Annotated in this window: 20 protein-coding genes; 4 read left to right on the plus strand and 16 right to left on the minus strand. The window is 73.6% G+C overall.

The window, feature by feature from the left end; genetic code table 11:
• Nucleotides 1-7: 7 nt before the first annotated feature.
• The 3 genes from ACZ6PY_RS09360 to ACZ6PY_RS09370 are packed head-to-tail and all read right to left on the minus strand — an operon-like array spanning nucleotide 8 to nucleotide 1,930.
• Nucleotides 8-658: a DUF3618 domain-containing protein gene (locus ACZ6PY_RS09360; protein WP_466070692.1), complete on the minus strand. Its 651-nt coding sequence runs from the start codon at nucleotides 656-658 to the stop codon at nucleotides 8-10.
• On the minus strand, nucleotides 655-1,119 hold the full coding sequence (locus ACZ6PY_RS09365; RefSeq protein WP_466070693.1) for a phage holin family protein: 465 nt from the start codon (nucleotides 1,117-1,119) through the stop codon (nucleotides 655-657). Before ACZ6PY_RS09365 ends, ACZ6PY_RS09360 begins: the two co-directional genes overlap by 4 nt.
• A gap of 31 nt (nucleotides 1,120-1,150) precedes the next feature.
• Nucleotides 1,151-1,930, minus strand: a complete 780-nt coding sequence (locus ACZ6PY_RS09370) for a hypothetical protein (protein ID WP_466070695.1) — start codon at nucleotides 1,928-1,930, stop codon at nucleotides 1,151-1,153.
• A gap of 201 nt (nucleotides 1,931-2,131) precedes the next feature.
• Between ACZ6PY_RS09370 and ACZ6PY_RS09375 the strand changes: the two genes are divergently transcribed.
• Both ACZ6PY_RS09375 and ACZ6PY_RS09380 read left to right on the plus strand, forming a co-directional pair.
• Entirely contained in the window at nucleotides 2,132-2,614 is a 483-nt protein-coding gene (locus ACZ6PY_RS09375; protein ID WP_466070697.1) for a DUF4383 domain-containing protein, read from the plus strand.
• Nucleotides 2,615-2,737: 123 nt separating this feature from the next.
• The gene (locus ACZ6PY_RS09380; RefSeq protein WP_466070699.1) at nucleotides 2,738-3,397 is read left to right on the plus strand and encodes a DUF6766 family protein; all 660 of its coding nucleotides are present in this window, start codon (nucleotides 2,738-2,740) and stop codon (nucleotides 3,395-3,397) included.
• A gap of 12 nt (nucleotides 3,398-3,409) precedes the next feature.
• On the opposite strand, the gene ACZ6PY_RS09385 is transcribed toward ACZ6PY_RS09380, so the two are convergent.
• From ACZ6PY_RS09385 to ACZ6PY_RS09435, 11 genes are all read right to left on the minus strand, one after another.
• A complete protein-coding gene (locus ACZ6PY_RS09385) occupies nucleotides 3,410-3,859 on the minus strand; it encodes a GNAT family N-acetyltransferase (protein WP_466070701.1) in 450 nt (149 codons plus the stop codon).
• A 70-nt stretch (nucleotides 3,860-3,929) separates the two neighbouring features.
• Nucleotides 3,930-5,390, minus strand: coding sequence for a GTPase ObgE (gene obgE / locus ACZ6PY_RS09390; RefSeq protein ID WP_466070703.1), 1,461 nt, complete (start codon nucleotides 5,388-5,390; stop codon nucleotides 3,930-3,932).
• 90 nt (nucleotides 5,391-5,480) lie between these two features.
• Nucleotides 5,481-5,735, minus strand: coding sequence for a 50S ribosomal protein L27 (gene rpmA / locus ACZ6PY_RS09395; protein WP_013288010.1), 255 nt, complete (start codon nucleotides 5,733-5,735; stop codon nucleotides 5,481-5,483).
• Nucleotides 5,736-5,746: 11 nt separating this feature from the next.
• Complete coding sequence (gene rplU / locus ACZ6PY_RS09400; protein ID WP_151462559.1) at nucleotides 5,747-6,061, minus strand: 50S ribosomal protein L21; 315 nt, start codon at nucleotides 6,059-6,061, stop codon at nucleotides 5,747-5,749.
• A 188-nt stretch (nucleotides 6,062-6,249) separates the two neighbouring features.
• Nucleotides 6,250-6,723: a hypothetical protein gene (locus tag ACZ6PY_RS09405; protein WP_466070705.1), complete on the minus strand. Its 474-nt coding sequence runs from the start codon at nucleotides 6,721-6,723 to the stop codon at nucleotides 6,250-6,252.
• Between the two features lie 117 nt (nucleotides 6,724-6,840).
• Nucleotides 6,841-9,882 carry an Rne/Rng family ribonuclease gene (locus tag ACZ6PY_RS09410; protein WP_466070707.1) on the minus strand — a complete coding sequence of 1,014 codons (3,042 nt, stop codon included), beginning with the start codon at nucleotides 9,880-9,882 and terminating at the stop codon, nucleotides 6,841-6,843.
• A gap of 131 nt (nucleotides 9,883-10,013) precedes the next feature.
• Nucleotides 10,014-10,733: a TIGR03936 family radical SAM-associated protein gene (locus tag ACZ6PY_RS09415; RefSeq protein ID WP_262282566.1), complete on the minus strand. Its 720-nt coding sequence runs from the start codon at nucleotides 10,731-10,733 to the stop codon at nucleotides 10,014-10,016.
• Nucleotides 10,734-10,977: 244 nt separating this feature from the next.
• Nucleotides 10,978-12,348 (minus strand): type VII secretion-associated serine protease mycosin, encoded by a 1,371-nt coding sequence (mycP, locus tag ACZ6PY_RS09420; RefSeq protein WP_466070708.1) that lies wholly within the window; start codon nucleotides 12,346-12,348, stop codon nucleotides 10,978-10,980.
• A gap of 10 nt (nucleotides 12,349-12,358) precedes the next feature.
• On the minus strand, nucleotides 12,359-13,834 hold the full coding sequence (locus tag ACZ6PY_RS09425; RefSeq protein ID WP_466070710.1) for a hypothetical protein: 1,476 nt from the start codon (nucleotides 13,832-13,834) through the stop codon (nucleotides 12,359-12,361).
• A gap of 13 nt (nucleotides 13,835-13,847) precedes the next feature.
• Nucleotides 13,848-14,288 (minus strand): hypothetical protein, encoded by a 441-nt coding sequence (locus tag ACZ6PY_RS09430; RefSeq protein WP_387116567.1) that lies wholly within the window; start codon nucleotides 14,286-14,288, stop codon nucleotides 13,848-13,850.
• Nucleotides 14,289-14,466: 178 nt separating this feature from the next.
• A complete protein-coding gene (locus ACZ6PY_RS09435) occupies nucleotides 14,467-16,452 on the minus strand; it encodes a TIGR03960 family B12-binding radical SAM protein (RefSeq protein WP_466070713.1) in 1,986 nt (661 codons plus the stop codon).
• Between the two features lie 232 nt (nucleotides 16,453-16,684).
• On the opposite strand from ACZ6PY_RS09435, the gene ACZ6PY_RS09440 reads away from it, so the two are divergent.
• Entirely contained in the window at nucleotides 16,685-18,289 is a 1,605-nt protein-coding gene (locus tag ACZ6PY_RS09440; RefSeq protein WP_466070715.1) for a hypothetical protein, read from the plus strand.
• Nucleotides 18,290-18,377: 88 nt separating this feature from the next.
• Complete coding sequence (locus ACZ6PY_RS09445) at nucleotides 18,378-19,847, plus strand: cryptochrome/photolyase family protein (protein ID WP_466070717.1); 1,470 nt, start codon at nucleotides 18,378-18,380, stop codon at nucleotides 19,845-19,847.
• Nucleotides 19,848-19,851: 4 nt separating this feature from the next.
• Here ACZ6PY_RS09445 and ACZ6PY_RS09450 read toward each other — a convergent pair whose 3' ends face one another.
• Together ACZ6PY_RS09450 and ileS are read right to left on the minus strand one after the other, a co-directional pair.
• Nucleotides 19,852-20,541 carry a lysophospholipid acyltransferase family protein gene (locus tag ACZ6PY_RS09450; protein ID WP_466070719.1) on the minus strand — a complete coding sequence of 230 codons (690 nt, stop codon included), beginning with the start codon at nucleotides 20,539-20,541 and terminating at the stop codon, nucleotides 19,852-19,854.
• A gap of 132 nt (nucleotides 20,542-20,673) precedes the next feature.
• Nucleotides 20,674-23,820 carry an isoleucine--tRNA ligase gene (gene ileS / locus ACZ6PY_RS09455; protein ID WP_466070721.1) on the minus strand — a complete coding sequence of 1,049 codons (3,147 nt, stop codon included), beginning with the start codon at nucleotides 23,818-23,820 and terminating at the stop codon, nucleotides 20,674-20,676.
• Between the last annotated feature and the right edge of the window lie 214 nt (nucleotides 23,821-24,034).

A 24,034-nucleotide genomic window follows, 5' to 3' on the forward strand; every position in this document is an offset into this window, starting at 1 on the left:
GCGGTGGTCAGTACCGCACCTGGTCGCGGGACTGCTGCGCGGTGTCCCTGACGTCCTGCGCGGCGGACCTCGTGTCGTCCTTGACGGCGTGCACGGCGTCCTGCGCGGTGGACTTCACCGACTCGGTGGCCTGCTGCGCCGGCTCGCGCAGCTCCTCCTTCAGCTCCCCGGCGACCTCGGTGAGCTTCTCCTTCACCACGCCGCCGTGCTCGGCGGCCTTCTCCTTGACCTGCGCGGCGACCTGCTGCTCGCGGCGGGTGGCCGGGATCAGCGAGGACACCAGCATGCCGACGCCGAAGGCGATCACGCCGGCGGCGATCGGGTTGCCCTCGGACTTCTCCCGCAACACCTGCGGGGCCCGCTGGGCGGCGTCGCCGACGGTCGAGGCGGCGGCGTGCGCCTTGTCGCCGACGGTGGAGGCCGCCGAGGAGGCGTGGTCGCCGACCGAGTGGGCGGCGTGGCCGGTGCTGTGGCCGAGGTCGGATGCGGTTCCCATCACCTTGTCCTTCACGTTGGTGAGCGCGCTGCGGACGCGCTGCTTGCGGTCGTCGACGATCCGGCCCGGGCTCACCTTGTACGCCAGGGCGTCCACGTCCGAGCTGAGGCTGGTGCGGGTGGCTTCGATCTCCCGGCGGATCTGGTCGGGGTCGGTGCTCATCGGGTGACTCCCTCCGGGTGCGGCTTGAGCGCGTCGGGGATGCGCTGCACGCTGTCGTTGGTCTGCTTGAGGCCGCGAATCCGCTCGGCGTTCTTCTTGGCCTTCGAGTAGAGGACCGCGGCGACCACGGCCCAGATCACGGCCACGATCAGCGCGGCCAGGCCGGAATCCATCACGTTGTCCAGGAACTGCCACACCGCGATGGAGAGGAAGAGCGCCACCATGTAGCCGCCGAAGCCGGCGCCGCCGAAGAGGCCGGCGGCCTTGCCCGCCTTCTTGCCCTCCTGGCGGATCTCCGCCTTGGCCAGCTCGACCTCCTGGCGCATCAGCGTGGAGAGGTCGGTGGTGACCTGGCGCATCAGCTCACCGATGGAGCTGCCCCGGACCTCGTCCGCGGTGTGCGGCGCGCCCGCCGCGGTGTGACCCGAGTCCAGTCCGGACCCCTGCGTCGGCATGCTCATGCCGCCGCCTCCCTTCTGCCGCTCGGGCGGTTCACGGACGGTTGACGCCGCTCGACGGCACGCCCGGCAGCGGGTCGGTCCGGCTCGGCGGGGGCAGCGGCTGGCCGGTGCCGCCCTCCGGGTCGGCCCAGGTGTTCGGGGCGCCGCCACCCGGGTAGGTCGCGCCCGGCGCGGAGTAGCCCGGGTCCGGCTCGGCGTACGTGCCGGGGGTCGGGTCGAGGTAGCCGCCCGGCGGGGTCTGCTCCGGCACCGCCCGGGAGGTCGGAATGACCGCGGTGCGGTCCGGGTCGTACGACGGCTGCACGCCGCCGTCGCCGACGGCCGCGATGTTCCGGGTCAGCCGGCCGGCGACCACACCGAGCACGGCGGCGCCCAGCAGGAAGGTGCCCGGGTTGCGGCGGGCGTAGTTCTTCACCTCGTGGAGCAGGTCGCCCGGCTCGCGCTGCTCCAGCCAGCCGGCCACGCCGTGCACCCGGTCGGCGGCCTGGTGGGCCAGCTCGGTGACCGGGCCGGAGCCGCCGCCGTTCTGCGCCATCGAGCGCATCTCCTCGGCCAGCGACCGCAGCCCGCTGGCCGCGCGCTGCTGCTGCTGGCTGGTCTGGGCGGTGACCTGGTTCCGGGCCTCGCCGTAGAGGTTGCGGGCCTGGCGCTTGGCCTCGCCCACGACCTCCTGGCCCTGCTCCTTGGCGGTCTGGGCGACCGCGCCGCCCGCGTTGGCGGCCTCGTTGCCGACCTGGCGGGCCTGGTCGCGGACGCCGCCGCCGTTCGTCGACTCGTAGGTGCCGGACGTGGCTGAGAGATCGTAAGTCATGGATTTCCCTTCCGCTCGGAATGCGTAGCGGGTGTGCTGGGGGGATCACGCCGGCGTTGCTGCCGGCGTGTCGAAATCCCTACCCCTGGTCGTCGGGTCCATGCCTGATTCGTCATTTCTCTGCGGAGCCGCCCCGCGCCGGTCACACAATGGAGGGTCTGCCCGCCCGGGCGGCGGTGTGCTCCCACGGAGGTGACAGCGATGGCACGTGACGTGCGCGGACGCGCCGCGGCCCGGTCCCGGCCGCCGATCCAGAAGGTCGCCCTCGCCGTGGCCGCCGTCTTCGTGCTGATCGGTGTGCTCGGCTTCGTCCCCGGTTTCACCACCCACTACGGCGACCTGGAGTTCGCCGGCCACCACTCGGAGGCCAAGCTCATCGGCCTGTTCCAGGTGTCGATCCTGCACAACCTGCTGCACCTGCTCTTCGGCCTGGTCGGCCTCGTGCTGGCCCGCCGGATCGCCGGGGCGCGGCTGTTCCTGGCCGGCGGCGGCGCCGCCTACCTGGGCCTCTGGCTGTACGGCTTCGCCATCGACCGGGAGACCGCGGCCAACTTCGTGCCGTTCAACGACGCCGACAACTGGCTGCACCTCTTCCTCGGCTTCGGCATGCTCGCGCTGGGCCTGCTGCTCAACAACGACGTGGGCACCGGCGGGCGGCCGGACACCGCCCTCGACCGGCCCTGACCAGCGCCGTCACCCATTCGGGCGGCCTCGACCGCGACCCGCCGGACCGGCGTTTGCCCGCGCGCGGCCAGGGGCACAGGACCACCACGGGGAGTGACCCCGGCGGGACGAGGAGGTCCGGCGATGCCACGGTTTCTGCGCGACAACGCGCTCACGGTCGCCATGCTCGGCGCGTTCGTGATCTTCCTGGTGTTGCAGAGCGTGTTCGGCTGGCACGTGCACAACGAGGAGTTGGCCGAGTACGGCGCCGCGCCGCTGAGCTGGTGGGCCTATCTCGGCACCGGGCACTTCGCCGAGGCGGTCTTCGAGAACTGGGAGTCGGAGTTCCTCCAGATGGGCGGCTACGTGCTGCTCACCGCGTACCTGGTGCAGAAGGGCTCGGCCGAGTCGAAGCCGGAGGGCCAGACGGACCGGCCCGACGACGACCCGCGGCACGGGACCCCCGACTCCCCCTGGCCGGTGCGGGCCGGCGGCCTGCCGCTGGTGGTCTACCGGAACAGCCTCTCGATCGCGCTGTTCATGATCTTCGCGGGCTCGTTCCTCGGGCACCTGTTCGGCGGCGTGGCCGCCTACAACGAGGAGCAGGCGCTGCAGAGCGGGGCCGCGCCGGTGAGCGCCTGGCAGTTCCTCGGCACGAGCGACTTCTGGTTCCAGTCGATGCAGAACTGGCAGAGCGAGTTCCTCGCCGTGGGCGCGCTCATCCTGCTCAGCATCGTGCTCCGGCAGCACGCCAGCCCCGAGTCCAAGCCGGTCACCGCGGCCCACGCCGAGACCGGCGCCTAGGGTGGTCCGCCGTCAGGCGGCGACCGGGAGCCGCTTGGCGAAGCACACGCTGTACGGGTTGTCGACGTACTCGCCGTACACCGGGACGGGCAGGTAGCCGCAGGACCGGTAGAGGCCGATGGCGGCCGGCAGATAGCTGCCGGTCTCCAGGCAGACGGTGGTGTGCCCCTGCCGGAAGGCCAACTCCTCCAGCGCGGCGAGCAACTGCCGGGCGATCCCCCGCCCGCGGTACGCCGGCCGGACGTACATCCGCTTCAGCTCGCCGGTGTCGGCGTCGAGGGCCTGGAGGCCACCGCAGGCGACGACCCGACCCCCCTCGACCACCGCCAGGTAGCGGATGTCGTCGCGGGTGACCGTCGCCTGCCCGTCCAGGCCGCCGTCGGCCTCGCGCAGCTCCCGCTGCTGCGCGGCGACCAGGGCGGCGACCTCGGGATCGGTGGCGGGACGGGATTCGATCAGCATTCCGTCACGGTAGGTCGACCGGATTTCGCGGAGGTTTCCGGTCACCGTCCCGCACGCGGACGGGGCGGAACTACTCCCAGTCCTCGTCGTCGGCGTCGTCCTGCGGTGCGGCCGCCACCTCGTCCTCCGGGCGCACCCGGCGCGCCTTGCGGGCGGCCAGCCGCTCCGCGGCGGAGGCACGGGTCGTCTTGTCCTCCAGCCGGACGTCGGTGCCCCGGTTGCCCGGGACGAAGTCGACGCCGGCGTAGAGCGTGGGCTGCCAGTCGAACTCCCGTTCGCCGATCCGGACCAGGTCGCCCGCCTGGGCGCCGGCCTTCGCCAGCTTCTCCTCCACGCCGAGGCGGGCCAGCCGGTCGGCCAGGAAGCCCACCGCCTCGTCGTTGTCGAAGTTCGTCTGCTTGACCCAGCGCTCCGGGCGGCTGCCCCGGACGGTGAAGGAGCCGTCGTCCTCGGCCTCGATGGTGAAGCCGGCGTCGTCGACCGCCTTCGGGCGGATCACGATCCGGGTCGGCTCGGCCGGCGGCGCGGCACGGCGCGACTGGTCCACCAGCTCGGCCATGGCGTACGTCAGCTCCCGCAGCCCCTCCCGGGTGGCGGTGGAGACGTCGAACACCCGGAAGCCGCGGGCCTCCAGGTCGGGCCGGACGATGTCGGCGAGGTCCCGCCCGTCCGGAACGTCGATCTTGTTGAGCGCCACCAGGCGGGGCCGGTCGGCCAGCCCGCCGTACTGGGTCAGCTCGGACTCGATGGCGTCGATGTCGGCGAGCGGGTCCCGGCCCGGCTCCAGCGTCGCCGTGTCGACCACGTGCACCAGCACGGCGCAGCGCTCGACGTGGCGGAGGAACTCCAGGCCCAGACCTCGGCCGGTGGCCGCGCCCGGGATCAGCCCCGGCACGTCGGCGACCGTGAAGGTGTGGTTGTCCACCCGCACGACGCCCAGGTTGGGCACGAGGGTGGTGAACGGGTAGTCGGCGATCTTCGGCTTGGCCGCGGAGATCACCGAGATCAGCGAGGACTTGCCGGCGGACGGGAAACCCACCAGGCCCACGTCGGCGACGCTCTTCAGCTCCAGCACCACGTCGAGCCGGTCCCCGGGCTCCCCCAGCTCGGCGAAGCCGGGGGCCTTGCGCCGGGCGTTCGCCAGCGAGGCGTTGCCGCGGCCGCCGCGCCCGCCCCGGGCCGCCTCGAACGTGGTGCCCACGCCGACCAGGTCGGCCAGCACCTCGCCGTCGAGGGTCTGCACCACGGTGCCGTTGGGCACCTTGATGATCAGGTCGTGGCCGTTGGCGCCGTCCCGGTTCGAACCCGCGCCGCCCTTGCCGTTCTCGGCCTTCAGGTGCGGGCGGAAGTGGAAGTCCAGCAGCGTCGTCACCTGCGGGTCGACGACCAGCGAGACGCTGCCGCCGTGCCCGCCGTTGCCGCCGTCGGGTCCACCGAAGGGCTTGAACTTCTCCCGGTGGATGGAGACACAGCCGTGCCCGCCGTCGCCGGCCTGCATGTGCAGGACGACCCGGTCAACGAACGTCGTCACGACGCCAATCCTTCCAGCGGGGCACACCCCCGCGTGAGAAAAGACGAAGCGGGCCGGGACACGAGGTCCGCGGCCCGCTTCGCCGGAAGATTACTGCTGCGGCACGATGCTGACGGTCTTGCGACCGCGCTTGGTGCCGAACTGGACCGAGCCGGCGGCCAGCGCGAACAGCGTGTCGTCGCCGCCACGGCCGACCAGGTCACCGGGGTGGAACTTGGTGCCACGCTGACGGATGAGGATCTCACCCGCGCTGACGACCTGACCACCGAAGCGCTTCACGCCGAGTCGCTGGGCCGCGGAATCGCGACCGTTACGCGAGCTGGACGCACCCTTTTTGTGAGCCATTGGAGGACGACCTACTTCCCGCTGGAGATGCCGGTCACCTTGACCTGGGTCAGCGGCTGGCGGTGACCCTGGCGCTTGTGGTAGCCGGTCTTGTTCTTGAACTTGTGGATCCGGATCTTCGGGCCCTTGGTGTGCGCGGCGATCTCGCCGGACACCGCGACCTTGGCAAGCTTCGTAGCGTCGGTCACCAGGTCGTCACCGTCGACGAGGAGCACCGCGGTGAGCTTCACCGCGTCGCCGGGGGCACCGGCGAGCTTCTCGACCTCGATCACGTCGCCCTCGGCGACCTTGTACTGCTTGCCGCCGGTCTTGACGATCGCGTACATCGGAGGCGGACTCCCTGTCGTTGAGGCTGCTGGCGTCTTCACCCACCGTTACCGGTCGGTCGTTCCCACGGCGTCTCGCCGGGAGCCGTGACACCGGCGGCGCGGGCACGCGGGAACTCGGCACACCAAAGTGCGCCGCAGGCAAGCGTACGCCATGACCGGCCCGCCGCCCAAACCGGGCCGCCGGGTCAGGCCGGACAGAGCTCGTCGAGCCGCCCCTGGAGCCGGTCGAACTCCGTCTCGTCGATCGCCTGCACGTCCGTGCCGAGCCCGGCGACCTCGGTGGCGAGATCCGCCAGCAGGGTACGCAGCCGCGGGTCGGCGGCCTGCCCGGACTGCTCCCGCAGCGCGTCCCGCCAGCCGGTGAGGGCCGTCTCCGCGTCCCGTCGGGCGGCGTCCGCGGCCGTGCGGTCGCCGCGGCCGGTGGCGCGCAGCATCTCGGCCAGCTTGAACACGTACGTCTGCACGGCCGAGGAGCCGGCCTGCTTGGCGCGGGCGCAGACACCCGGGTCCCCGGTGACCGTCGGCGCCGGCGTGGCCGCCGTGGGCGGTGGGGCCGGTGAGGCGAAGCCCACCGCGAAGGGGTCCTCGCCCCGGTCGGCGCAGCCCGCGCCGGCCAGCAGGACCCCGGTCAGCGCGGTGACCGCGAACACGCGACGCATGTCTCCTCCCTCCGGGGCCGGCCGTCCCGACCGGGGGTCGACGGACACGGCAGGGCCCCTGCCCCGGACTCTGTTGCCGGTGCAGGGGCCCTGTCAAACGCCGTGCAGGTCAGCGGCTCACGGCCGGGTACGCCGCCGCGCGCCGCCACGCCGGGAACGCCGGCGGGCGGTGCCGCTCTCGGCGCCCTCCTCGTCCCCGTCGCCGATGGCGTCCGGGTCGTCCGCGGCGGCCAGCCGGGCCGAGTCGCCCTGCTGGCTGTCCGCCACCGCCGGGGCGGCCGCCGTCTCCGTCTCGAACCGAGACAGGTCGTAGCCCTGGGTGTCGTAGTAGTCGTCGTCCGAGCTGTCGACCACCTCGGCGACGGCCTTCTGCGGCGCCGCCGGGGTGGGCTGCTCCGCGGCCTCCGCCGCGGGCTTCTCCGCGGCGGCCTTGCGGCCCCGGCGGCGGCCCTTCTCCTCGGTGGCGGGGCTGGTGACGGCCGAGGCCACCGCCTTGACCTTCTCCCCCGCCCCGCCGCGCGGCTTCTCCGGCACCGGCTCGGTGTGGATGATGACGCCCCGGCCCTTGCAGCACTCGCAGGTCTCGCTGAACGCCTCCAGCAGGCCCGCGCCGATCCGCTTGCGGGTCATCTGCACCAGGCCGAGCGAGGTGATCTCGGTGACCTGGTGCTTGGTGCGGTCCCGGCCGAGGCACTCGGTGAGCCGGCGCAGCACCAGCTCCCGGTTCGACTCCAGCACCATGTCGATGAAGTCGATCACCACGATGCCGCCGAGGTCGCGCAGCCGGAGCTGGCGCACGATCTCCTCAGCCGCCTCCAGGTTGTTCCGGGTGACCGTCTCCTCCAGGTTGCCCCCGGAGCCGGTGTACTTGCCGGTGTTGACGTCGATGACGGTCATCGCCTCGGTCCGGTCGATCACGAGCGAGCCGCCGGACGGGAGGAAGACCTTCCGGTCCAGCCCCTTGAGGATCTGCTCGTCGATCCGGTACTCGGCGAAGACGTCGCTGGTGCCGGCGTGCCGGCGCAGCCGGGCCACCAGGTCGGGCGAGACGTGCGACAGGTAGGACTCGACCAGGTCGTACGCGGGCTCGCCCTCGATGACCAGCTCGCGGAAGTCCTCGTTGAACAGGTCCCGGACCACCCGGATGACCAGGTCGGGCTCCTCGTAGAGCAGCACCGGGGCGCCACCCTCGGCCGCCTTGGCCTGGATCTCCTCCCACTGCGCCTGGAGCCGCTTGACGTCCCGGGCCAGCTCGTCCTCGCTGGCGCCCTCGGCGGCCGTCCGGACGATCACCCCGGCGCCGTCCGGCACCAGCTTCTTGAGGATGTCCCGGAGCCGCTTGCGCTCGGTGTCCGGCAGCTTCCGGCTGATGCCGGAGGCGTTGCCGTTCGGCACGTAGACCAGGTGCCGGCCGGAGAGCGCGATGTGGCTGGTCAGCCGGGCGCCCTTGTGCCCGATCGGGTCCTTGGTCACCTGCACCAGCACCGAGTCGCCGGACCGGAGCGCCTGCTCGATCGAGCGGGCCCGGCCCTCCAGGCCGCTGGTGTCCCAGTTGACCTCGCCGGCGTAGAGCACGGCGTTGCGGCCGCGCCCGATGTCGACGAAGGCCGCCTCCATGCTGGGCAGGACGTTCTGCACCTTGCCCAGGTAGACGTTGCCGGCCATCGTGCCGGACGAGTTGCGGGTCACGTAGTGCTCGACCAGCACGCCGTCCTCCAGGACGGCGATCTGCGTCCGGTCGCCCCGCTGGCGGACCGCCATCACCCGGTCGACCGCCTCCCGGCGGGCCAGGAACTCCGACTCGCTGAGGATCGGCGGGCGGGTACGCCGCTGCTCGCGGCCGTCCCGGCGGCGCTGCCGCTTGGCCTCCAGCCGGGTGGAGCCGGAAACGCCCTGGACCTCGTCGACGGCCTTGCGCGGCTCGCGGATCTTGACGACGGTCGGCACGCCGTCCTCGGCGGCGGTCTCCGCCTCACCCGCGCCCCGGCGGCGGCGCCGGCGGCGACGGCGGGTCAGCCCCTCGCCCTCGGCCTCCTCCTCGTCCTCGGTCTCCTCGGCCTCGGCCTCGGCGGACTCGGCACGGACGGCCTCCTCGGCCTCGTCGTCCTCCGCCTCCTCGGCGCCCCGACCACGGCCGCGGCCCCGGCGGCCACGACGACGGCGGCGACGGAGGGCCGCCTCGTCCTCGTCCTCCTCCGCCTCGGCGATGTCCTCGGCCTCGGCGGTCGGCTCCTCCTCGGCCTCGACCTCGACCTCGACCGGCTCGGCCTCGCGGCGACCCCGGCGGCGGCGCCGGCCGGTCTCCGCCGGCTCCTCGACCGGCTCCTCGGCGACCGGGTAGGTGACCCGGACGACCGGGGCCTCCTCGGGCTGCGGAGGCATGAACAGGACGGTCGGCGCGGAGAGCGCGGCCCGGCGCCGACGGCTGGTCGGTGCGGGCTCCTCCGCCGGCTCCTCGACGGGACCCGGCACCGCGGCGCCCGGCGACACCTCGCCGGTCCGGTCCTCCGGACCGCCGGCGCGGGCCAGGGCGGCCTCGTCGGCGTCCCGGTCACCCGGGGACGGCTCGTCCTCGGCGTCCTCGCCGACCGCGTCCTCGTCCTCGTCCTCCGGCTCGCCCTGGGCCGGCGCCGGGGGCTCCGGTGCGGCGGGCGGCTCGGTGTCGGCCTGCGGCTCGGCGACCGCGTGCGGCTCGACCGCCGGCAAGGCGGTCCCGGCGGGCGCACCGGTCGGCACCTCGTCCGCGGCGGCCTCGACCGGCGGCGGGGTGGCCTTGCGGCGGCGGGTGCGGGTGACCTTGACCGGCGGCACCACCTCGTCCGAGGCGGCCTCCGCCCCGGCCGCGACCATCGGCTCCTCGGCCGCCTTGGCGGGGGTCGCCTTGCGCCGCCGCCGGGTCTTCGGCGCGGCCTCCAGGTCCCCGGCCACCGGGGCGAACACCTCGGCCTGCGGCGTCTCACCGGTCCCGGTCGCCGGGGTGTGCGCCTCGACCGGCGCGTCGGTCTGCTCCGGCTGGTTCAGCGGAGCGGCCTTGCGGCGGCTGGCCCGCTTGCGGGCCGGCGGCTTGACCTCGGCGGTGCTGTCGGTGCTGCTGGTGGCGGTTGCCTCGGCCGGCTCTGCGCCGGTCCGTTCGCCGCCCTCGGGCTCGTTCTCGAGCATGGACGTTCTCCAGTTCTGGCTGCCCCGGGCGCGGGTGAGCGCTGCCACGCAGGGTCGCCGCAAAAGGTGTTTCCGCCGGTCGCGCAGGTGCGCGGCCGCCGAAGTCTGCCTGCCAGAACGCTGACCGACGGTCAGCGTTCTCCGATGGCTGCCCCGTCGCGATCCGCGTCCAACGGATCGACGATCTCGCCCTGCGCGGTCAACGTGCCCTGCGCCAGCCGAATCACCCTCGGTGAGACCGGCGGCTCCAGGTCGGCCACCACGCGGAGGCCGGAAAGGACGTCATCGGGTCGAACGGAGGGGGTGACCTGCCGCACGACCAGTTCGAGTATCGCACACGGTACGGCCGTCGCCCCGGAAGGCGTCTCGGACGGCGGCAGCGCATCGATGGCCATGACGGCCGCGCGGGCGTCGAAGGTGCGCCGCCCCTGCTTGGTCATCCGCTCGACCTGGATCTCCTCGGCGGCGGTGAACGCGCTCACGGCACGCTCCAGCGCGGCCGGGTCGACCTCGGGCAGCTCGATCCGCCAGCGGGAGGCCTCGATCCGGTCGGCCAGGCTGCCGCCGGCGGCCTCCACCGCGTCCAGCACGTCGAGCCCGGGCGACAGGGCGGCGTCCAGGGCCGCCCGCAGCTGCGCCGGGTCGACCGGCTCGCGCAGGCCGATCTCCAGGTACTCCGCCTCGCTGGCCACGCCGGTCGGCGCGGCGGAGGCGTAGGAGATCTTCGGGTGCGGGGTGAAACCCTGGGAGAAGGCGATCGGTACGCCGGCCCGGCGCAACGCGCGCTCGAAGGCCCGGGCGAAGTCCCGGTGCGAGGTGAACCGCAGCGGTCCACGCTTGGCGTACCGGATCCGGACCCGCTGGACGACCGGCGCCTGGCCGCCCTCGGGTTGAGGCTTTCTGGCGATCGTGAGCTCCTCGGCTGTGCCTGCGTGTCGGTCCCCATCCTGGCGCAGCGGCCGGCACGGCCCGCAGCCGGGGCGGCGGAAGTGGCCGGACGAACCGGCCCGAACCGGTCAGTGGGGGATGCCCGCCCGCCGGAAACGACGGTGGCCGGCCGGCGACCCGCAGGTCACCCGGCCGGCCACCGCACGCTCAGGACCGGTTGCCGCCCGGCGGCGGGTACGTCCCCGGGGGCGGCGGGAGATGGCCGGGCGGCGGCGCGTAGGGGTTGGCACCGGGCGGCGGCTGCCCACCCGGAGCGCCCGGCGGGGCGTGGTAACCGGCCGGGACCGGCGGTGTGCCGTAGCCACCTCCGGCGTCCTGGTCGAGCAGGTGGTCCGGCACGGCGGCCGCCCGGGCCGCCTCCCGGCGGTAGCGGCGCCGGTTCCAGATCAGGAAGACCACCAGCGCCACCAGCACCAGGAGCACCACGGCGATGCCGATGCCGATGACCATGACCTGCTGGTCGGTGGGGCCACCCCGGTCGCCGTACTCGGTGACGTCGAAGTCGTCGTCCTCGGCGGCCTGCGGCGGAGCCGGGCTCGCTGCGGTGCCGAGCAGCGGGTTCGCCGAGACCGCCGGCACCTTGGCGGTCAGCGCCGCCACCGGGTCGATCCGGCCGAAGCCGTACTGCGGGTCGCGGCCGGGCGGGCCGGCGTCCCGGGCGGTGCGGATGATCCGGTTGATCACGTTGGGCGCGGAGAGATCCGGGTATTTCGCGCGGATCAGGGCCGCGATGCCCGAGACGATCGCGGTGGAGTCGGAGGTGCCGTCACCCCAGCCGTAGCCGTGGTCCCGGCCCGCGTTGTAGATGCCGTCACCGGGGGCGGCCACCGCGGCCTCGGGCCCCTGGGCCGAGCCGGACCAGAAGCGCCCGCCCCGCGTGGTGCCGGTCACCGCGATCACCCCGGGGACGTTGGCCGGGCTGGTCACCTCGACCTCCCCCTTGGCGGTGTTGCCCGCGGCGGCCACCACCACCACGTCCCGGTCCAGGGCGTACTTGATCGCGGACTCCTCGTCGTCGGAGGCCACGCCCATGCTGCCGTAGGACAGGTTGATCACCTTGGCGCCGCCGTCGACGGCCATCCGGATGCCCTGGGCCGACGCCGCCTCGCTGATCTCTCCCTTGCCCGGCTTCGTCTTGATCGGCAGGATCCGCGCTCCCGGCGCGATGCCGGTCACCCCGTCCGATCCGGCGTTGCGCGCCGCGATGATGCCGGCCATGTGGGTGCCGTGGCCCTCCGCGTCGGCGCGTCCGTCACCGGGGGCGCCGTAGCTGCGACCCCCGGGGAGCACCTGGCCGGCGAGCTCCGGGTGGGTGGCGTCGACACCGCTGTCCACCACGGCGACGGTCACCCCGCGCCCGGTGGAGATCCGGTGCGCTTGGTCGATGCGCAGCTCGTCCAGGTACCACTGCTCGGCCCGTCGCGGCGCGGCGGCCGCCGGTTGGGCGGCCCCCAGCACCATGAGCCCGGCCACCAGGCCGGCCGCGACCGGCCGGAGCCCGCCCACGTGCAACCTCATCCGTCCGTCCTCAGCGCAGGATGCCCGGGGACGCGGCGTCACCGCTGCCCCACGGATCGTCGTCCTCAGTCAACCACGACGAGTGCTCGCTGCCGGAGCCGCCGTGCCCGGCGCCCCCGTGCCCGCCGCCCATCATGCCGCCACCCATCATGCCGGCGCCGCGCGCGCCACCCGCGCCCGCGCCGGCGCCCGCCGCGTTGCGCAACGCGCTGGCCGCGCTGGTCATCGGGGGCACCTTGCCGTTGCCGCCGCCGACCATGCCGGGGATGCCGCCCATGCCGATCCCGCCGGCCGCGCCGACACCACCGCCGCCGATGCCGCCGGCCGAGCCGAGGCCGGCGCCACCGCCACCGAAGCCGCCACCGGCGCCACCGAGCCCCGCGGAGTTGACGCCGCCGCCGAGACCCCCGGTGCCGCCGTAGCCACCGCCGATGCTGCCCGGCCCGCCGGCGCCGGCCAGGCCGGTGCCGTAGTCGTGGTCGCCCGTCCCGGTGCCCGGGTAGCCCGCGCCGGTGGACGGCGGGGTGAACGTGCCCGCGCCGCCGCCACTGCCGCCGCCGCCGAAGTCCGGGCCGCCGGTGGTGGGCGGGGGCGTCAGGGACCCGCCGTCGAAGGAGCCACCGCCACCGCCACCGCCGATGCCGGTGCTGCCGAGAGACGGTGCGCCGCCACCGAAGCCGCCGCCCGCGCCACCGCCACCGACGCCGCCACCACCGCCCGGCAGGCCGGACGGCGGCTTGCGGTCGTCGGGACGGTAGTCGTCGGACCCGGTCCTCGGGGTCGGCACGACCAGCTTGGGCCGCTCCGTCTCCACGGCGGCGGGCAGCGGCGACATCGCCGAGTTGGCCGCCTGCTGGTTGTCCCGGTACCAGTTGTCCAGGTGCGACTTGGTGTCCCACCAGCCGCCACGCTTGTTGTCGCTGGCGTTGCCGTCGACCTTCATGGTCGCCTCGAGGTCGTCGGCCTTGTCGCGGAACGCACCGTCGGCGTACGAGGCCGGGTTGCTCTGGTAGTCCTTGCGGAGCGCCGCCAGGAAGCCCGAGGCGCTCTCGCCGTCGCGTGCGTCGTCGAGCTCGGTGCCGTTGGGCAGGCTCCACTCGTTCCAGCCGAAGTCGTCCATCAGCGGGATCGGGATGCTCGCCACCGACTTGCGGATGTCACCCTCGATCCGCGACAGCGCGCCGCTGACGTTGCTCGCGTGGGTGATGAGCTCCTCGATCTCCTTGCCGATCTCGCCCAGGTGCTCGCGGTACGCGTCGCCGCCGCTGCCCTTCCAGCCGCTGAGCAGGCCGGGCAGGCCGCCGCTGTGCGGGCGCTCCTTGCCGGGTGCGATCGGACCGACGAAGGACCGACCGACGAGCGAGTCCCGCAGGTAGCCCAGGCCGGTGGAGAGGTTGCTCCACCCCATCCCGACCGAGCCGACCGTCTCCGGATCCGCCGACAGCGTCACCTCGCGGACGCACCGCTCCCAGGTTCCTCCAGCCATGACCCTCTCCCCCTCAGGCCGTGTACGGGTAGGTGGGCTGCTCGCCCGTCGCCGGCGGCGGGGCTGCGGACTCCAGCAGCCGCTCGATCTCCTTGCCGTTGGCGGCGTTGCGGGCCTCGGTGTCGCGGAACGCCTTCGCGATGTCCTCGGTGCCCTGCTTCAGGGTGGCGAGCTTGGTGGACAGCGCCTTGAGGTGGGCCTCCATGTTCGCCGTCGACTTCGTCAGCGCCTGCCACTGCATGCGAGCGTCCTCGTACGCGCCGAACGGCGTGCCGTTGGGCACCGTCTGCGCGTTGTTGCTGTCGCCCTTCATCCGCTCCTTGATGCGTTCCATCTCGTAGCTGATGGTGTCGTCGACGTACTGCTTGAGGCGCTCGACGTAGTCCGCCGCGGCGTCCAGGTCCTCGACGCTGACGTGCAGATCGCCGGTGTCCGGCGGCCTGATGTCACCCATGCTGCTGCCCTCCCCGCTGCCGGCCCCCGGCCGGTCCAATACGGACGCAGCGTATCGAGAGACAGCCAGTCGGGGCACCCCCACCCCGCGTCACGGGACATCGACGGGCGACGCGTCCCGGAATGTGACGGAGCGCGGGACCCCGAGGGATCCCGCGCTCCGGTGTGCATCGGTGCTGCTACTGCTGGGCGCCGGCCGGCAGCTTCAGACCGTTGACCGGGGTCAACGGCAGCAGCTTCCGGCCGGTCGGGCCGATCTGGATCTCGGTGTCCATGGAGGGGCAGACGCCGCAGTCGAAGCAGGGCGTCCAGCGGCAGTCGTCCTGCTCGTACTCGGCGAGCGAGTCCTGCCAGTCCTGCCAGAGCCAGTCCTTGTCCAGGCCCGAGTCGAGGTGGTCCCAGGGCAGGACCTCCAGCTCGTCCCGTTCCCGGGTGGTGAACCAGTCCAGGTCCACCCCGTACGACGGCAGCACCTCGGCCGCCGCGTCCACCCAACGCTGGTAGGAGAAGTGCTCGCTCCAGCCGTCGAACCGGCCGCCGTTCTCCCAGACCCTGCGGATCACCGCGCCGACCCGGCGGTCGCCCCGGGACAGCAGGCCCTCGATCAGGGAGGGCTCGCCGTCGTGGTAGCGGAAGCCGATGGCCCGGCCCAGCGAGCGGTCGCTGTTGATGGCCTGCTTGAGCAGCCGGAGCCGGCCGTCGATGACCTCCGGGCGCTCCATGGCGGCCCACTGGAACGGGGTGTGCGGCTTCGGCACGAAGCCACCGATCGAGACGGTGCAGCGGATGTCCTTGGACCCGGTGGCCGCCCGGCCGGCCCGGATGACCTCGTGCGCCATGTCGGCGATCTCGAGGACGTCGGCGTCGGTCTCGGTCGGCAGGCCGCACATGAAGTAGAGCTTCACCTGCCGCCACCCGTTGGTGTACGCGGTCACCACGGTGCGGATGAGGTCGTCCTTCGACACCATCTTGTTGATGACCTTGCGGATCCGCTCCGACCCGCCCTCGGGGGCGAAGGTCAGGCCGGTCCGCCGGCCGTTGCGGGACAGCTCCTGCGCCAGTTCGATGTTGAAGGCGTCCACCCGGGTCGACGGCAGCGAGAGCGAGACGTTGGTGCCCGCGTACTGCTCGGCGAGGCCGGAGCACATGTCGCCGATCTCCGAGTGGTCGGCCGACGACAGCGACAGCAGGCCCACCTCGTGGAAGCCGGAGAACTCCAGCCCCTGCTGCACCATCTGGCCGACCGTAGTGATCGAGCGCTCGCGCACCGGACGGGTGATCATGCCGGCCTGGCAGAACCGGCAGCCCCGCGTGCAGCCGCGGAAGATCTCCACCGCGTACCGCTCGTGGACCGTCTCGGCCAGCGGCACGAGCGGCTTCTTCGGGTACGGCCAGGCGTCCAGGTCCATGGTCGTGCGCTTGTGCACCCGGAACGGCACGTCCGGGCGGTTCGGCACGACCCGCTGGATCCGGCCGTCCGGCAGGTAGTCCACGTCGTAGAAGCGCGGCACGTAGATGCTCTCGGTGCGGGCCAGCCGCAGCAGCAGCTCGTCCCGGCCGCCCGGACAGCCCTCGGCCTTCCAGTCCCGGACGATCGCGGTGATCTCCAGCACCGCCTCCTCGCCGTCGCCGAGCACGGCGGCGTCGACGAAGTCGGCGATCGGCTCCGGGTTGAACGCGGCGTGGCCGCCGGCCACGATCACCGGGTCGGCCTCGGTGCGGTCGGCGGCCAGCAGCGGGATGCCGGCCAGGTCGATCGCGGTGAGCAGGTTGGTGTAGCCCAGCTCGGTGGAGAAGGAGACGCCGAACACGTCGAAGTCGCGCACCGCGCGGTGGGCGTCGACGGTGAACTGCGGCACGCCGTGGGCGCGCATCAGCTTCTCCAGGTCCGGCCAGACCGCGTACGTCCGCTCGGCCAGCACGTCGGGCAGCTCGTTGAGCACCTCGTAGAGGATCTGCACGCCCTGGTTGGGCAGGCCCACCTCGTACGCGTCGGGGTACATGAGCGCCCACCGGACGGTCGCGGTGTCCCAGTCCTTGACCACCGCGCCCAGCTCGCCACCCACGTACTGGATGGGCTTGGTCACCTGGGGCAGCAGCGGCTCCAGCCGCGGCCACACGGAATTGGCCGCGGTCGGGCGCGGCGTCGTCGACGGGGCACTCATGATGCCCAAGGGTACGCGGTCCCCGGCCACCGACCACGCCGCATCGCCACCCACCCCACCAGCGCCGCCACCCCAGCCCGTCCCGGTCAGCAGGGTCGCGCCGGGATCCGGGCCGAGCCCGGCGCGAACGTCCTGATCGGCGGGCGGGGACCGGTGGGGAGGGGCGCCGGGATTCGTCGGGGGTGGCGGGGCGGTACTAACCTCGCAACGGGCGCGAGAGGAGATTGCCGCGATGTCGCAGCCGCAGCCGGGGGCGGACCGGCCGGCCGACGGGGGCACACCGGCCACCGGCCGGAACGGGGATCCGGCGGTCACCGAGCCTCCGGCCGACGTTCCACCGCAGGCCGACGCCGCGCTCCCGACCAGGGCGGACGCGTCGTCCCCGCCGGAGTCCGCGCCGCCGGACGCCGAGGCCCGGGCCGGCGCACCGGACCCGCGGCCGGTCCCCGCCACCGCACCGGCCGAGCCGGCCCCGAAGGCTCCACCGGAGGCCCCGGCCGCGCCCGACACCCCGGCGGCTCCGGAGGCCGAGTCCGCGCCCGACACCCAGGCCGCGCCCCACGCCGAGTCCGCGCCCGACACCCAGGCCGCGCCCCACGCCGAGTCCGCGCCCGACACCCAGGCGGTGCCGGACGCCGCCTCCCTGCCCCCACCCCCGGCCGCGCCGGACCCCGACCCGACCCCCGTCTCGCCGGCCTCTCCCGCCCGCGGGTCCGCCGCCGTGCCCGGTTCCGCCCGCGCCGCCGGCTCCGCCCCGGTCGCGCCCCGCCCCGACCCCACCCGGCTGGAGCAGCGGCCGGACCCCACCCGGGTCGAGACGCCCGAGCCGCCCGCCCCCCGCTGGAGCGGCTCCGCCGCGGTCCCGCCCCCGCCGCCGCGCAGGCGTGCCTGGGGCGAGTCGGCCGAGCCCACCCCGGCGCCGCCGGTCGACTCGCCGGAGCACCAGGTCCCGGTCGACCCGTGGGCGGGCGTGGACACCACCGGCTGGGACCTGCACTCGGCCGACTTCCCGGCGCTGCCGCCGACCCTCCCCTACACGGCGCCCTACCCGGCGCCGCACCCGCCGGCCCACCCCGCCCCGCCGGTCGCCGCCGCGCCGCCGGTCAGCCCGCCGGCCGTCCCGGCCCCGCCGCCGGTCGCCCGGCCGGTGGCCCCGCCGCCGGTGGCCGCGCCGCCGGTGGCGCCGCCCGCGCTGCCCAGGCAGCGCCGCGGGAAGACCCCGCCGCCGGTGGCCACGCCGCCCGGGTGGCGACCGCCCAAGGGGTACGTGGCCGTGCCGGTCCGCCGCCGGCGCCGCTGGCCCTGGGTGCTGCTGCTCAGCGTCGCCTGCTGTTGCGGCGTGCCGCTCTGGTGGGCCCAGCCGCTGTCCAGCCAGTACCCGGCGAGCGCGAGCCTGCCCGACCAGCTCGGCTCGATGCGGCTGCGCCAGGACGAGCGCAGCCAGGCCACCGCCGCCGAGCTGAAGTCGCAGGTACGCCAGGCGCACCTGCTCGCCGAGGACACCTTCGCCGGCATCTACACCACGACCGACGGCAAGCGGGTCACGCTCTTCGGCGGCACCGGGTTCCGGCTGAGCCCGGAGTCGGACGCGCAGGCCGAGCTGGCCCGCCTCACCGACCGGTACGACCTCGCGCCCTCGGTGCCGGTGGAGACCGGCGTGCGGGGCCGGTACGAGCGCTGCGCGGTGGGCCGGGCCGACGGCGACACGGTGGTGGTGTGCACCTCGGTCGACCACGGCAGCCTGGCCACCGGCGTCTTCACCCGGCTGTCGGTCGAGGACAGTGGCCGGCTGCTGGACGACCTGCGCCAGAAGGTGGTCACTCCCGAGCAGTCCTGAGCGGCCGTCACCGTTCGCAACGTATCGAACACGTAAAGGTTCCGCCTTCCTCCCGGGTCGGATCGGCCCGAGGGGTGACAATCTGGACATGCCGCGGCGTTGGCTCTTCGCTGACCAGCTGGGGCCGCACTTCCTCGACGAGCGGACGCAGCCGGTTCTCCTCGTCGAGTCCAAGGCGGTCTTCCGGCGGCACGCCTTCCACCGGCAGAAGGCCCACCTGATCCTCTCCGCGCTCCGGCACCGCGCGGCCGAGCTGGGTGACCAGGCGATCTTCGTGCGCGGCGAGACGTACGGGCAGGCGCTGCGGCAGGTCGGCGAGCCGCTGGAGGTGTGCCACCCGACCTCGCGGCGGGCGCTGGAGTTCGTCCGGGGGCTGGACACGGTCACCGTGCTGCCGGCCCGCGGATACGTGACCAGCCTGGCCGACTTCGCCGACTGGGCCGACGGCCGGCGGGGCGCGCTGCGGATGGAGGCGTTCTACCGGTTCGCCCGGGAGCATCACAGGGTGCTCATGGACGGCCAGGGGCCGGCCGGCGGCCGGTGGAGCTTCGACACCGAGAACCGGGACCCGCCGCCGCGGGACGGCCGGCTCGACGTCCCGGCCCCGGCGATGCCGGCGGAGGACGACATCGACGCGGAGGTCCGGGCCGACCTGGACCGCTGGACGCGGGAGGGCATCCGGTTCACCGGGCGGGACGGGCCGCGCCGCTTCCCGGCCACCACCGGCGAGGCGAGGTCCCGGCTGCGGCACTTCCTCCGGCACCGGCTCCCGGCGTTCGGCCGGTACGAGGACGCCATGCTCTCCACCGACCCGTGGCTGGCGCACAGCACGCTGTCGTCGTCGTTCAACCTGGGGCTGCTCGACCCGATGGTGGCGGTCCGGGGCGCCGAGCGGGCGTACCGGAGGGGGGAGGCGCCGCTGGCCGCCGCGGAGGGCTTCGTCCGGCAACTGCTGGGCTGGCGGGACTACATCTGGCACACCTACTGGTATTTCGGGCGGGGCTGGCGGGACAGCAACGAGCTGGGCGCCCGCCGATCGCTGCCGGACTGGTGGCGCGACCTGGACGCCGAATCGGTCGACGCGCGCTGCCTGCGCGACGTGCTCACCGGCGTCCGCGACCGGGGCTGGGTGCACCACGTTCCCCGGCTCATGGTGCTCGGCAACTACGCCCTCCAGCGCGGCTGGCGCCCGTCGGAGCTGGTCGAGTGGTTCCACACCCGGTTCGTGGACGGCTACGACTGGGTGATGACCGGCAACGTGGTGGGCATGAGCCAGTACGCCGACCTGGGCCGGATGACCACCAAGCCGTACGTCGCCGGCGGCACGTACATCAACCGGATGAGCGACTACTGCGGCGGCTGTCGCTACGACCCCCGCCAGCGGCTCGGCCCGGACGCCTGTCCGTTCACCGCCGGCTACTGGGCGTTCCTGGCCGGCAACCGCGACCGCATCCCGGCGAACGCCCGGATGGCGCGGGCGATGAGGCAGCTGGCGCTCCTCGGCGACCTGGACGCGGTGGTCGCCCAGGAGCGGCGGCGCGGCAGCGACCCGCCGTGACGCCTCAGGCGGCCGGTTCAGCCGGCGGCTCGGCGCGCTTCGGCGCGTAGCGCGGCACGTACTCCTGGCCGGTGAGCTTCTGGATCTCGGCCATCATCTCGTCGGTCATCTCGCGCAGCGAGGTGCGGTCGTCGGACCGGCCGGTGAAGTCGAGCGGCTTGCCGAACCGGATGGTGATCTCCGCCCGGCCCGGCCGGGGCACCCGCGTGCCGATGGGCTGCGCCTTGTCGGTGCCGGTCACGCCCACCGGGATGATCGGCACGCCGGCCGCCACCGCCAGCCGGGCCGCGCCGGTCCGCCCCCGGTAGAGCCGGCCGTCGGGCGAGCGGGTCCCCTCCGGGTAGATGGCCACCAGGTCGCCGGCCTTGAGCACCGGGATCGCGGCGTCGAACGCGGACAGCGCCGCCCGCCCGCCGGCCCGCTCGACCGGGATGGCACCCAGCCCGGTGAGCACGAACTTCGAGAAGACGCCCTTCACGCCGGTGCCCTTGAAGTACTCCGACTTGGCCCAGAAGGCCAGGTGCCGGGGCACCACCGTGCCGAGCAGCAACTCGTCGGCGACGGAGAGGTGGTTGCCCGCGAAGATCGCCCCACCGGTCGCCGGAATGTGCTCCAACCCCTCCACGTGCGGACGGAAGGCCAACCGGAGCGCGGGCGCCACGGTGAGCTTGCCGATGGTGTAGAGCAGGGGCACGGGTCCTCCGGCGGTCGTACGTGAACAGGCGCTGTCACGGTAGCGGACGGGTCCGCATCCGACGGATCGGGTGGTCAGCCGTCCGCGGGGTGGTCCGGCGGCGCGGACGCCGCCGGACCCACGGTCACGACCTCATACCCGCCGGACCGCCACCGTCACCCGCTCGCCCTCGCCGACCTCGCCGGCGAAGCCGTCGACGCCCTCGGCGAAGTCGACCGTGTCGGCCAGCACCTCCCGGGCCACGAACTCGGTGTACGCGGCGACCGCCGCGCGGACCTCCTCCGAGGCGGAGACGGCCACCACGATCCGGTCCGAGACGTCCAGGTCGGCGTCCCGGCGGGCCTGCTGGACCACCCGGACCACGTCCCGGGCCAGCCCCTCGGCGGCCAGTTCCGGGGTGACCTCGGTGTCCAGCACGACCACGCCCTCACCGCCGGGCAGCGGCGCGGAGTGCTCGGCGTCGGCGGCGACCAGGCGCAGCTCGTACTCGCCCTCGGCGAGGGTGACCCCGGCGGCGACCGGGGCGCCGTCGCGAAGCTCCCACTCCCCCGCCTTGACCGCCTTGATCACCTGCTGGACCGCCTTGCCGACCCGCGGGCCGAGCGCCCGGGGCACCACGGTCAACACCTGCTGGCAGTACGCGGACACCTCGTCGGTGAACTCCACCGCCTTCACGTTGACCTCGTCGGCGACCAGGTCGGCGAAGGGCCGCAGCTGGGCCGCGACCGGCGAGGCCACGGTCAGCTTCGACAGCGGCAGCCGGACCCGCAGGCCCTTGGCCTTGCGCAGCGACAGCGCCGCCGAGGCGACCGCCCGCACGTTGTCCATGGCGGCCACCAGCTCGTGGTCGGCCGGGAACTCCTCCGCCGACGGGAAGTCGGTGAGGTGCACCGACCGCTCGCCGGTGAGCCCGCGCCAGATCTCCTCCGCGGTCAGCGGCGCCAGCGGCGCCACCACCCGGCAGAGCGTCTCCAGCACCGTCCACAGCGTGTCGAACGCGTCGGCGTCGCCCGCCCAGAACCGGTCCCGTGAGCGGCGAACGTACCAGTTGGTCAGCGCGTCCAGGTAGGACCGGACGGTCGCGCAGGCGCCCGAGATGTCGTACGCGTCGAGCTGACCCTGGACCGTCGACACCAGCTCGTTCGTCTTCGCCAGCACGTACCGGTCGAGCAGGTGCGTCGAGTCGGTGCGGCGCTTCGCCGTGTAGCCGTCGGCGTTGGCGTAGAGCGAGAAGAAGTACCAGACGTTCCACAGCGGCAGCAGCACCTGGCGCACCGCGTCCCGGATGAGCGTCTCGGTGACCGCCATGTCCCCACCGCGCAGCACCGGCGAGGACATCAGCATCCAGCGCATCGCGTCCGACCCGTACGCGTCGAAGACGTGGTAGACGTCCGGGTAGTTGCGCAGGCTCTTGGACATCTTGCGCCCGTCGGAGCCGAGCAGGATGCCGTGGCTGAGGCAGTTGCGGAACGCCGGCCGGTCGAACAGCGCGGTGGCCAGCACGTGCATGGTGTAGAACCAGCCGCGGGTCTGCCCGATGTACTCGACGATGAAGTCGCCCGGGTAGTGGTGCTCGAACCACTCGCGGTTCTCGAACGGGTAGTGCACCTGGGCGAACGGCATCGAGCCGGACTCGAACCAGCAGTCCAGCACCTCCGGCACCCGGCGCATCATCGACTTCCCGGTCGGGTCGTCCGGGTTGGGGCGGACCAGGTCGTCCACCGCCGGCCGGTGCAGGTCGGTCAGGCGCACGCCGAAGTCGCGCTCCATGTCGGCCAGCGAGCCGTACACGTCGACCCGCGGGTGGTTCGGGTCGTCGGACTTCCACACCGGGATCGGCGAGCCCCAGAACCGGTTCCGGCTGATCGACCAGTCCCTGGCGTTGGCCAGCCACTTGCCGAACGAGCCGTCCTTGATGTGCGCCGGCGTCCAGTTGATCTGCTGGTTCAGCTCGACCATCCGGTCCTTGACCCGGGTGACCGCGACGAACCAGGACGAGACCGCCTTGTAGACGAGCGGGGTGTCGCAGCGCCAGCAGTGCGGGTAGGAGTGGGTGTAGGTGTCCTGCCGGAGCACCACCCCCCGCTCCTTCAGCTCCCGGATCACCGGCTTGTTCACGTCGAAGACCTGCTCGCCCTGGTACGGGGGGACCAGCCCGGTGAACCGGGTGTGGTCGTCCACCGTGACGATGGTCGGGATGCCCGCCGCGTTGCAGGTGTTCTGGTCGTCCTCGCCGAAGGCCGGGGCCAGGTGGACGATCCCGGTGCCGTCCTCGGTGGTGACGAAGTCCGCGCCGAGCACCTGGTAGGCGTTCTCGCCGGCCTGCTCGACGAGGAAGTCGTAGAGCGGGGTGTAGCGGCGCCCGACCAGGTCCCGGCCGTGCACGGTGCCGACCTGCTCGTACCCCTCCAGCTCCTTGGCGTACGCGCCGAGCCGCGCGGCGCCGACCAGGTAGCGGTCGCCGTCGCGCTCCAGCACGGCGTACTCGATGTCGGGGCCGACGGCGAGCGCCAGGTTCGACGGCAGGGTCCACGGCGTGGTGGTCCAGACGCCGAGCCGCACCGGGCCGCGCACCGGTTCGGGGGCCGAGTCGTCGGCGATCAGCTCGAACCAGACGGTCAGCGTCGGGTCGTGCCGGTCCTTGTAGACGTCGTCCATCCGCGTCTCGGTGTTCGACAGCGGGGTCTCGCACCGCCAGCAGTACGCCAGCACCCGGAAGCCCTCGTAGACCAGACCCTTGTCGTGCAGGGTCTTGAAGGCCCACATGACGCTCTCCATGTAGTCCAGGTCGAGCGTCTTGTAGTCGTTGGCGAAGTCGACCCAGCGGGCCTGCCGGGTGACGTACCGCTCCCAGTCCTGGGTGAACTCCAGCACCGACGTGCGGCAGGCCTCGTTGAACCGGGCCACGCCGAGGTCGAGGATCTCCGCCTTGGTGGTGATGCCGAGCTGCTTCTCGGCGACCACCTCGGCGGGCAGGCCGTGGCAGTCCCAGCCGAACCGGCGCTCGACGTGCCGGCCGCGCATGGTCTGGTAGCGCGGCACCACGTCCTTGACGTACCCGGTGAAGAGGTGGCCGTAGTGCGGCAGGCCGTTGGCGAACGGCGGGCCGTCGTAGAAGACGAACTCGTTCTTCCCGTCCTCGCCGGCCGGCCGGGCCTCGACGCTGGCCTCGAAGGTCTTGTCGGCCGTCCAGTGCTCCAGGACCCGGCGCTCGACCGCGGGCAGGTCCGGGCTCGCCGGGACGCCGGCGGCGGTCGGGTCGTGCAACGGATAGGCCATCGGGGGTCGCTCTCCTCAGCAGCTCACATGTCCGTGTGGGTCTGCGAGGACGAACCCGTTCCCGGTACGCCCTGTCGGCGTGCCCGGGGCTGGGCCCGCGGTACCACCCCGCTTGGCGGTCAAGGTGCGACCGCCCGCTCGTTGGCCGGCTGTGACGGGCCGGTCCCGTCCGGTTCTACTGAGCCGGTCACCCGGCCGTTCTTCCGGAGGCTCA

It is taken from the genome of Micromonospora sp. NPDC048907 (genome assembly GCF_055586885.1).

Coding starts and splice junctions, on each gene's coding strand:
- ACZ6PY_RS09380 (WP_466070699.1), top strand. CDS start 2,738: ATGCCACGGTTTCTGCGCGACAACGCGCTCACGGTCGCCATGCTCGGC.
- ACZ6PY_RS09385 (WP_466070701.1), bottom strand. CDS start 3,859: ATGCTGATCGAATCCCGTCCCGCCACCGATCCCGAGGTCGCCGCCCTG.
- ACZ6PY_RS09410 (WP_466070707.1), bottom strand. CDS start 9,882: ATGCTCGAGAACGAGCCCGAGGGCGGCGAACGGACCGGCGCAGAGCCG.
- ACZ6PY_RS09375 (WP_466070697.1), top strand. CDS start 2,132: ATGGCACGTGACGTGCGCGGACGCGCCGCGGCCCGGTCCCGGCCGCCG.
- ACZ6PY_RS09365 (WP_466070693.1), bottom strand. CDS start 1,119: ATGAGCATGCCGACGCAGGGGTCCGGACTGGACTCGGGTCACACCGCG.
- ACZ6PY_RS09440 (WP_466070715.1), top strand. CDS start 16,685: ATGTCGCAGCCGCAGCCGGGGGCGGACCGGCCGGCCGACGGGGGCACA.
- ileS (WP_466070721.1), bottom strand. CDS start 23,820: ATGGCCTATCCGTTGCACGACCCGACCGCCGCCGGCGTCCCGGCGAGC.
- rpmA (WP_013288010.1), bottom strand. CDS start 5,735: ATGGCTCACAAAAAGGGTGCGTCCAGCTCGCGTAACGGTCGCGATTCC.
- ACZ6PY_RS09405 (WP_466070705.1), bottom strand. CDS start 6,723: ATGCGTCGCGTGTTCGCGGTCACCGCGCTGACCGGGGTCCTGCTGGCC.
- ACZ6PY_RS09425 (WP_466070710.1), bottom strand. CDS start 13,834: ATGGCTGGAGGAACCTGGGAGCGGTGCGTCCGCGAGGTGACGCTGTCG.
- ACZ6PY_RS09370 (WP_466070695.1), bottom strand. CDS start 1,930: ATGACTTACGATCTCTCAGCCACGTCCGGCACCTACGAGTCGACGAAC.
- ACZ6PY_RS09430 (WP_387116567.1), bottom strand. CDS start 14,288: ATGGGTGACATCAGGCCGCCGGACACCGGCGATCTGCACGTCAGCGTC.
- ACZ6PY_RS09360 (WP_466070692.1), bottom strand. CDS start 658: ATGAGCACCGACCCCGACCAGATCCGCCGGGAGATCGAAGCCACCCGC.
- ACZ6PY_RS09445 (WP_466070717.1), top strand. CDS start 18,378: ATGCCGCGGCGTTGGCTCTTCGCTGACCAGCTGGGGCCGCACTTCCTC.
- rplU (WP_151462559.1), bottom strand. CDS start 6,061: ATGTACGCGATCGTCAAGACCGGCGGCAAGCAGTACAAGGTCGCCGAG.
- mycP (WP_466070708.1), bottom strand. CDS start 12,348: ATGAGGTTGCACGTGGGCGGGCTCCGGCCGGTCGCGGCCGGCCTGGTG.
- ACZ6PY_RS09435 (WP_466070713.1), bottom strand. CDS start 16,452: ATGAGTGCCCCGTCGACGACGCCGCGCCCGACCGCGGCCAATTCCGTG.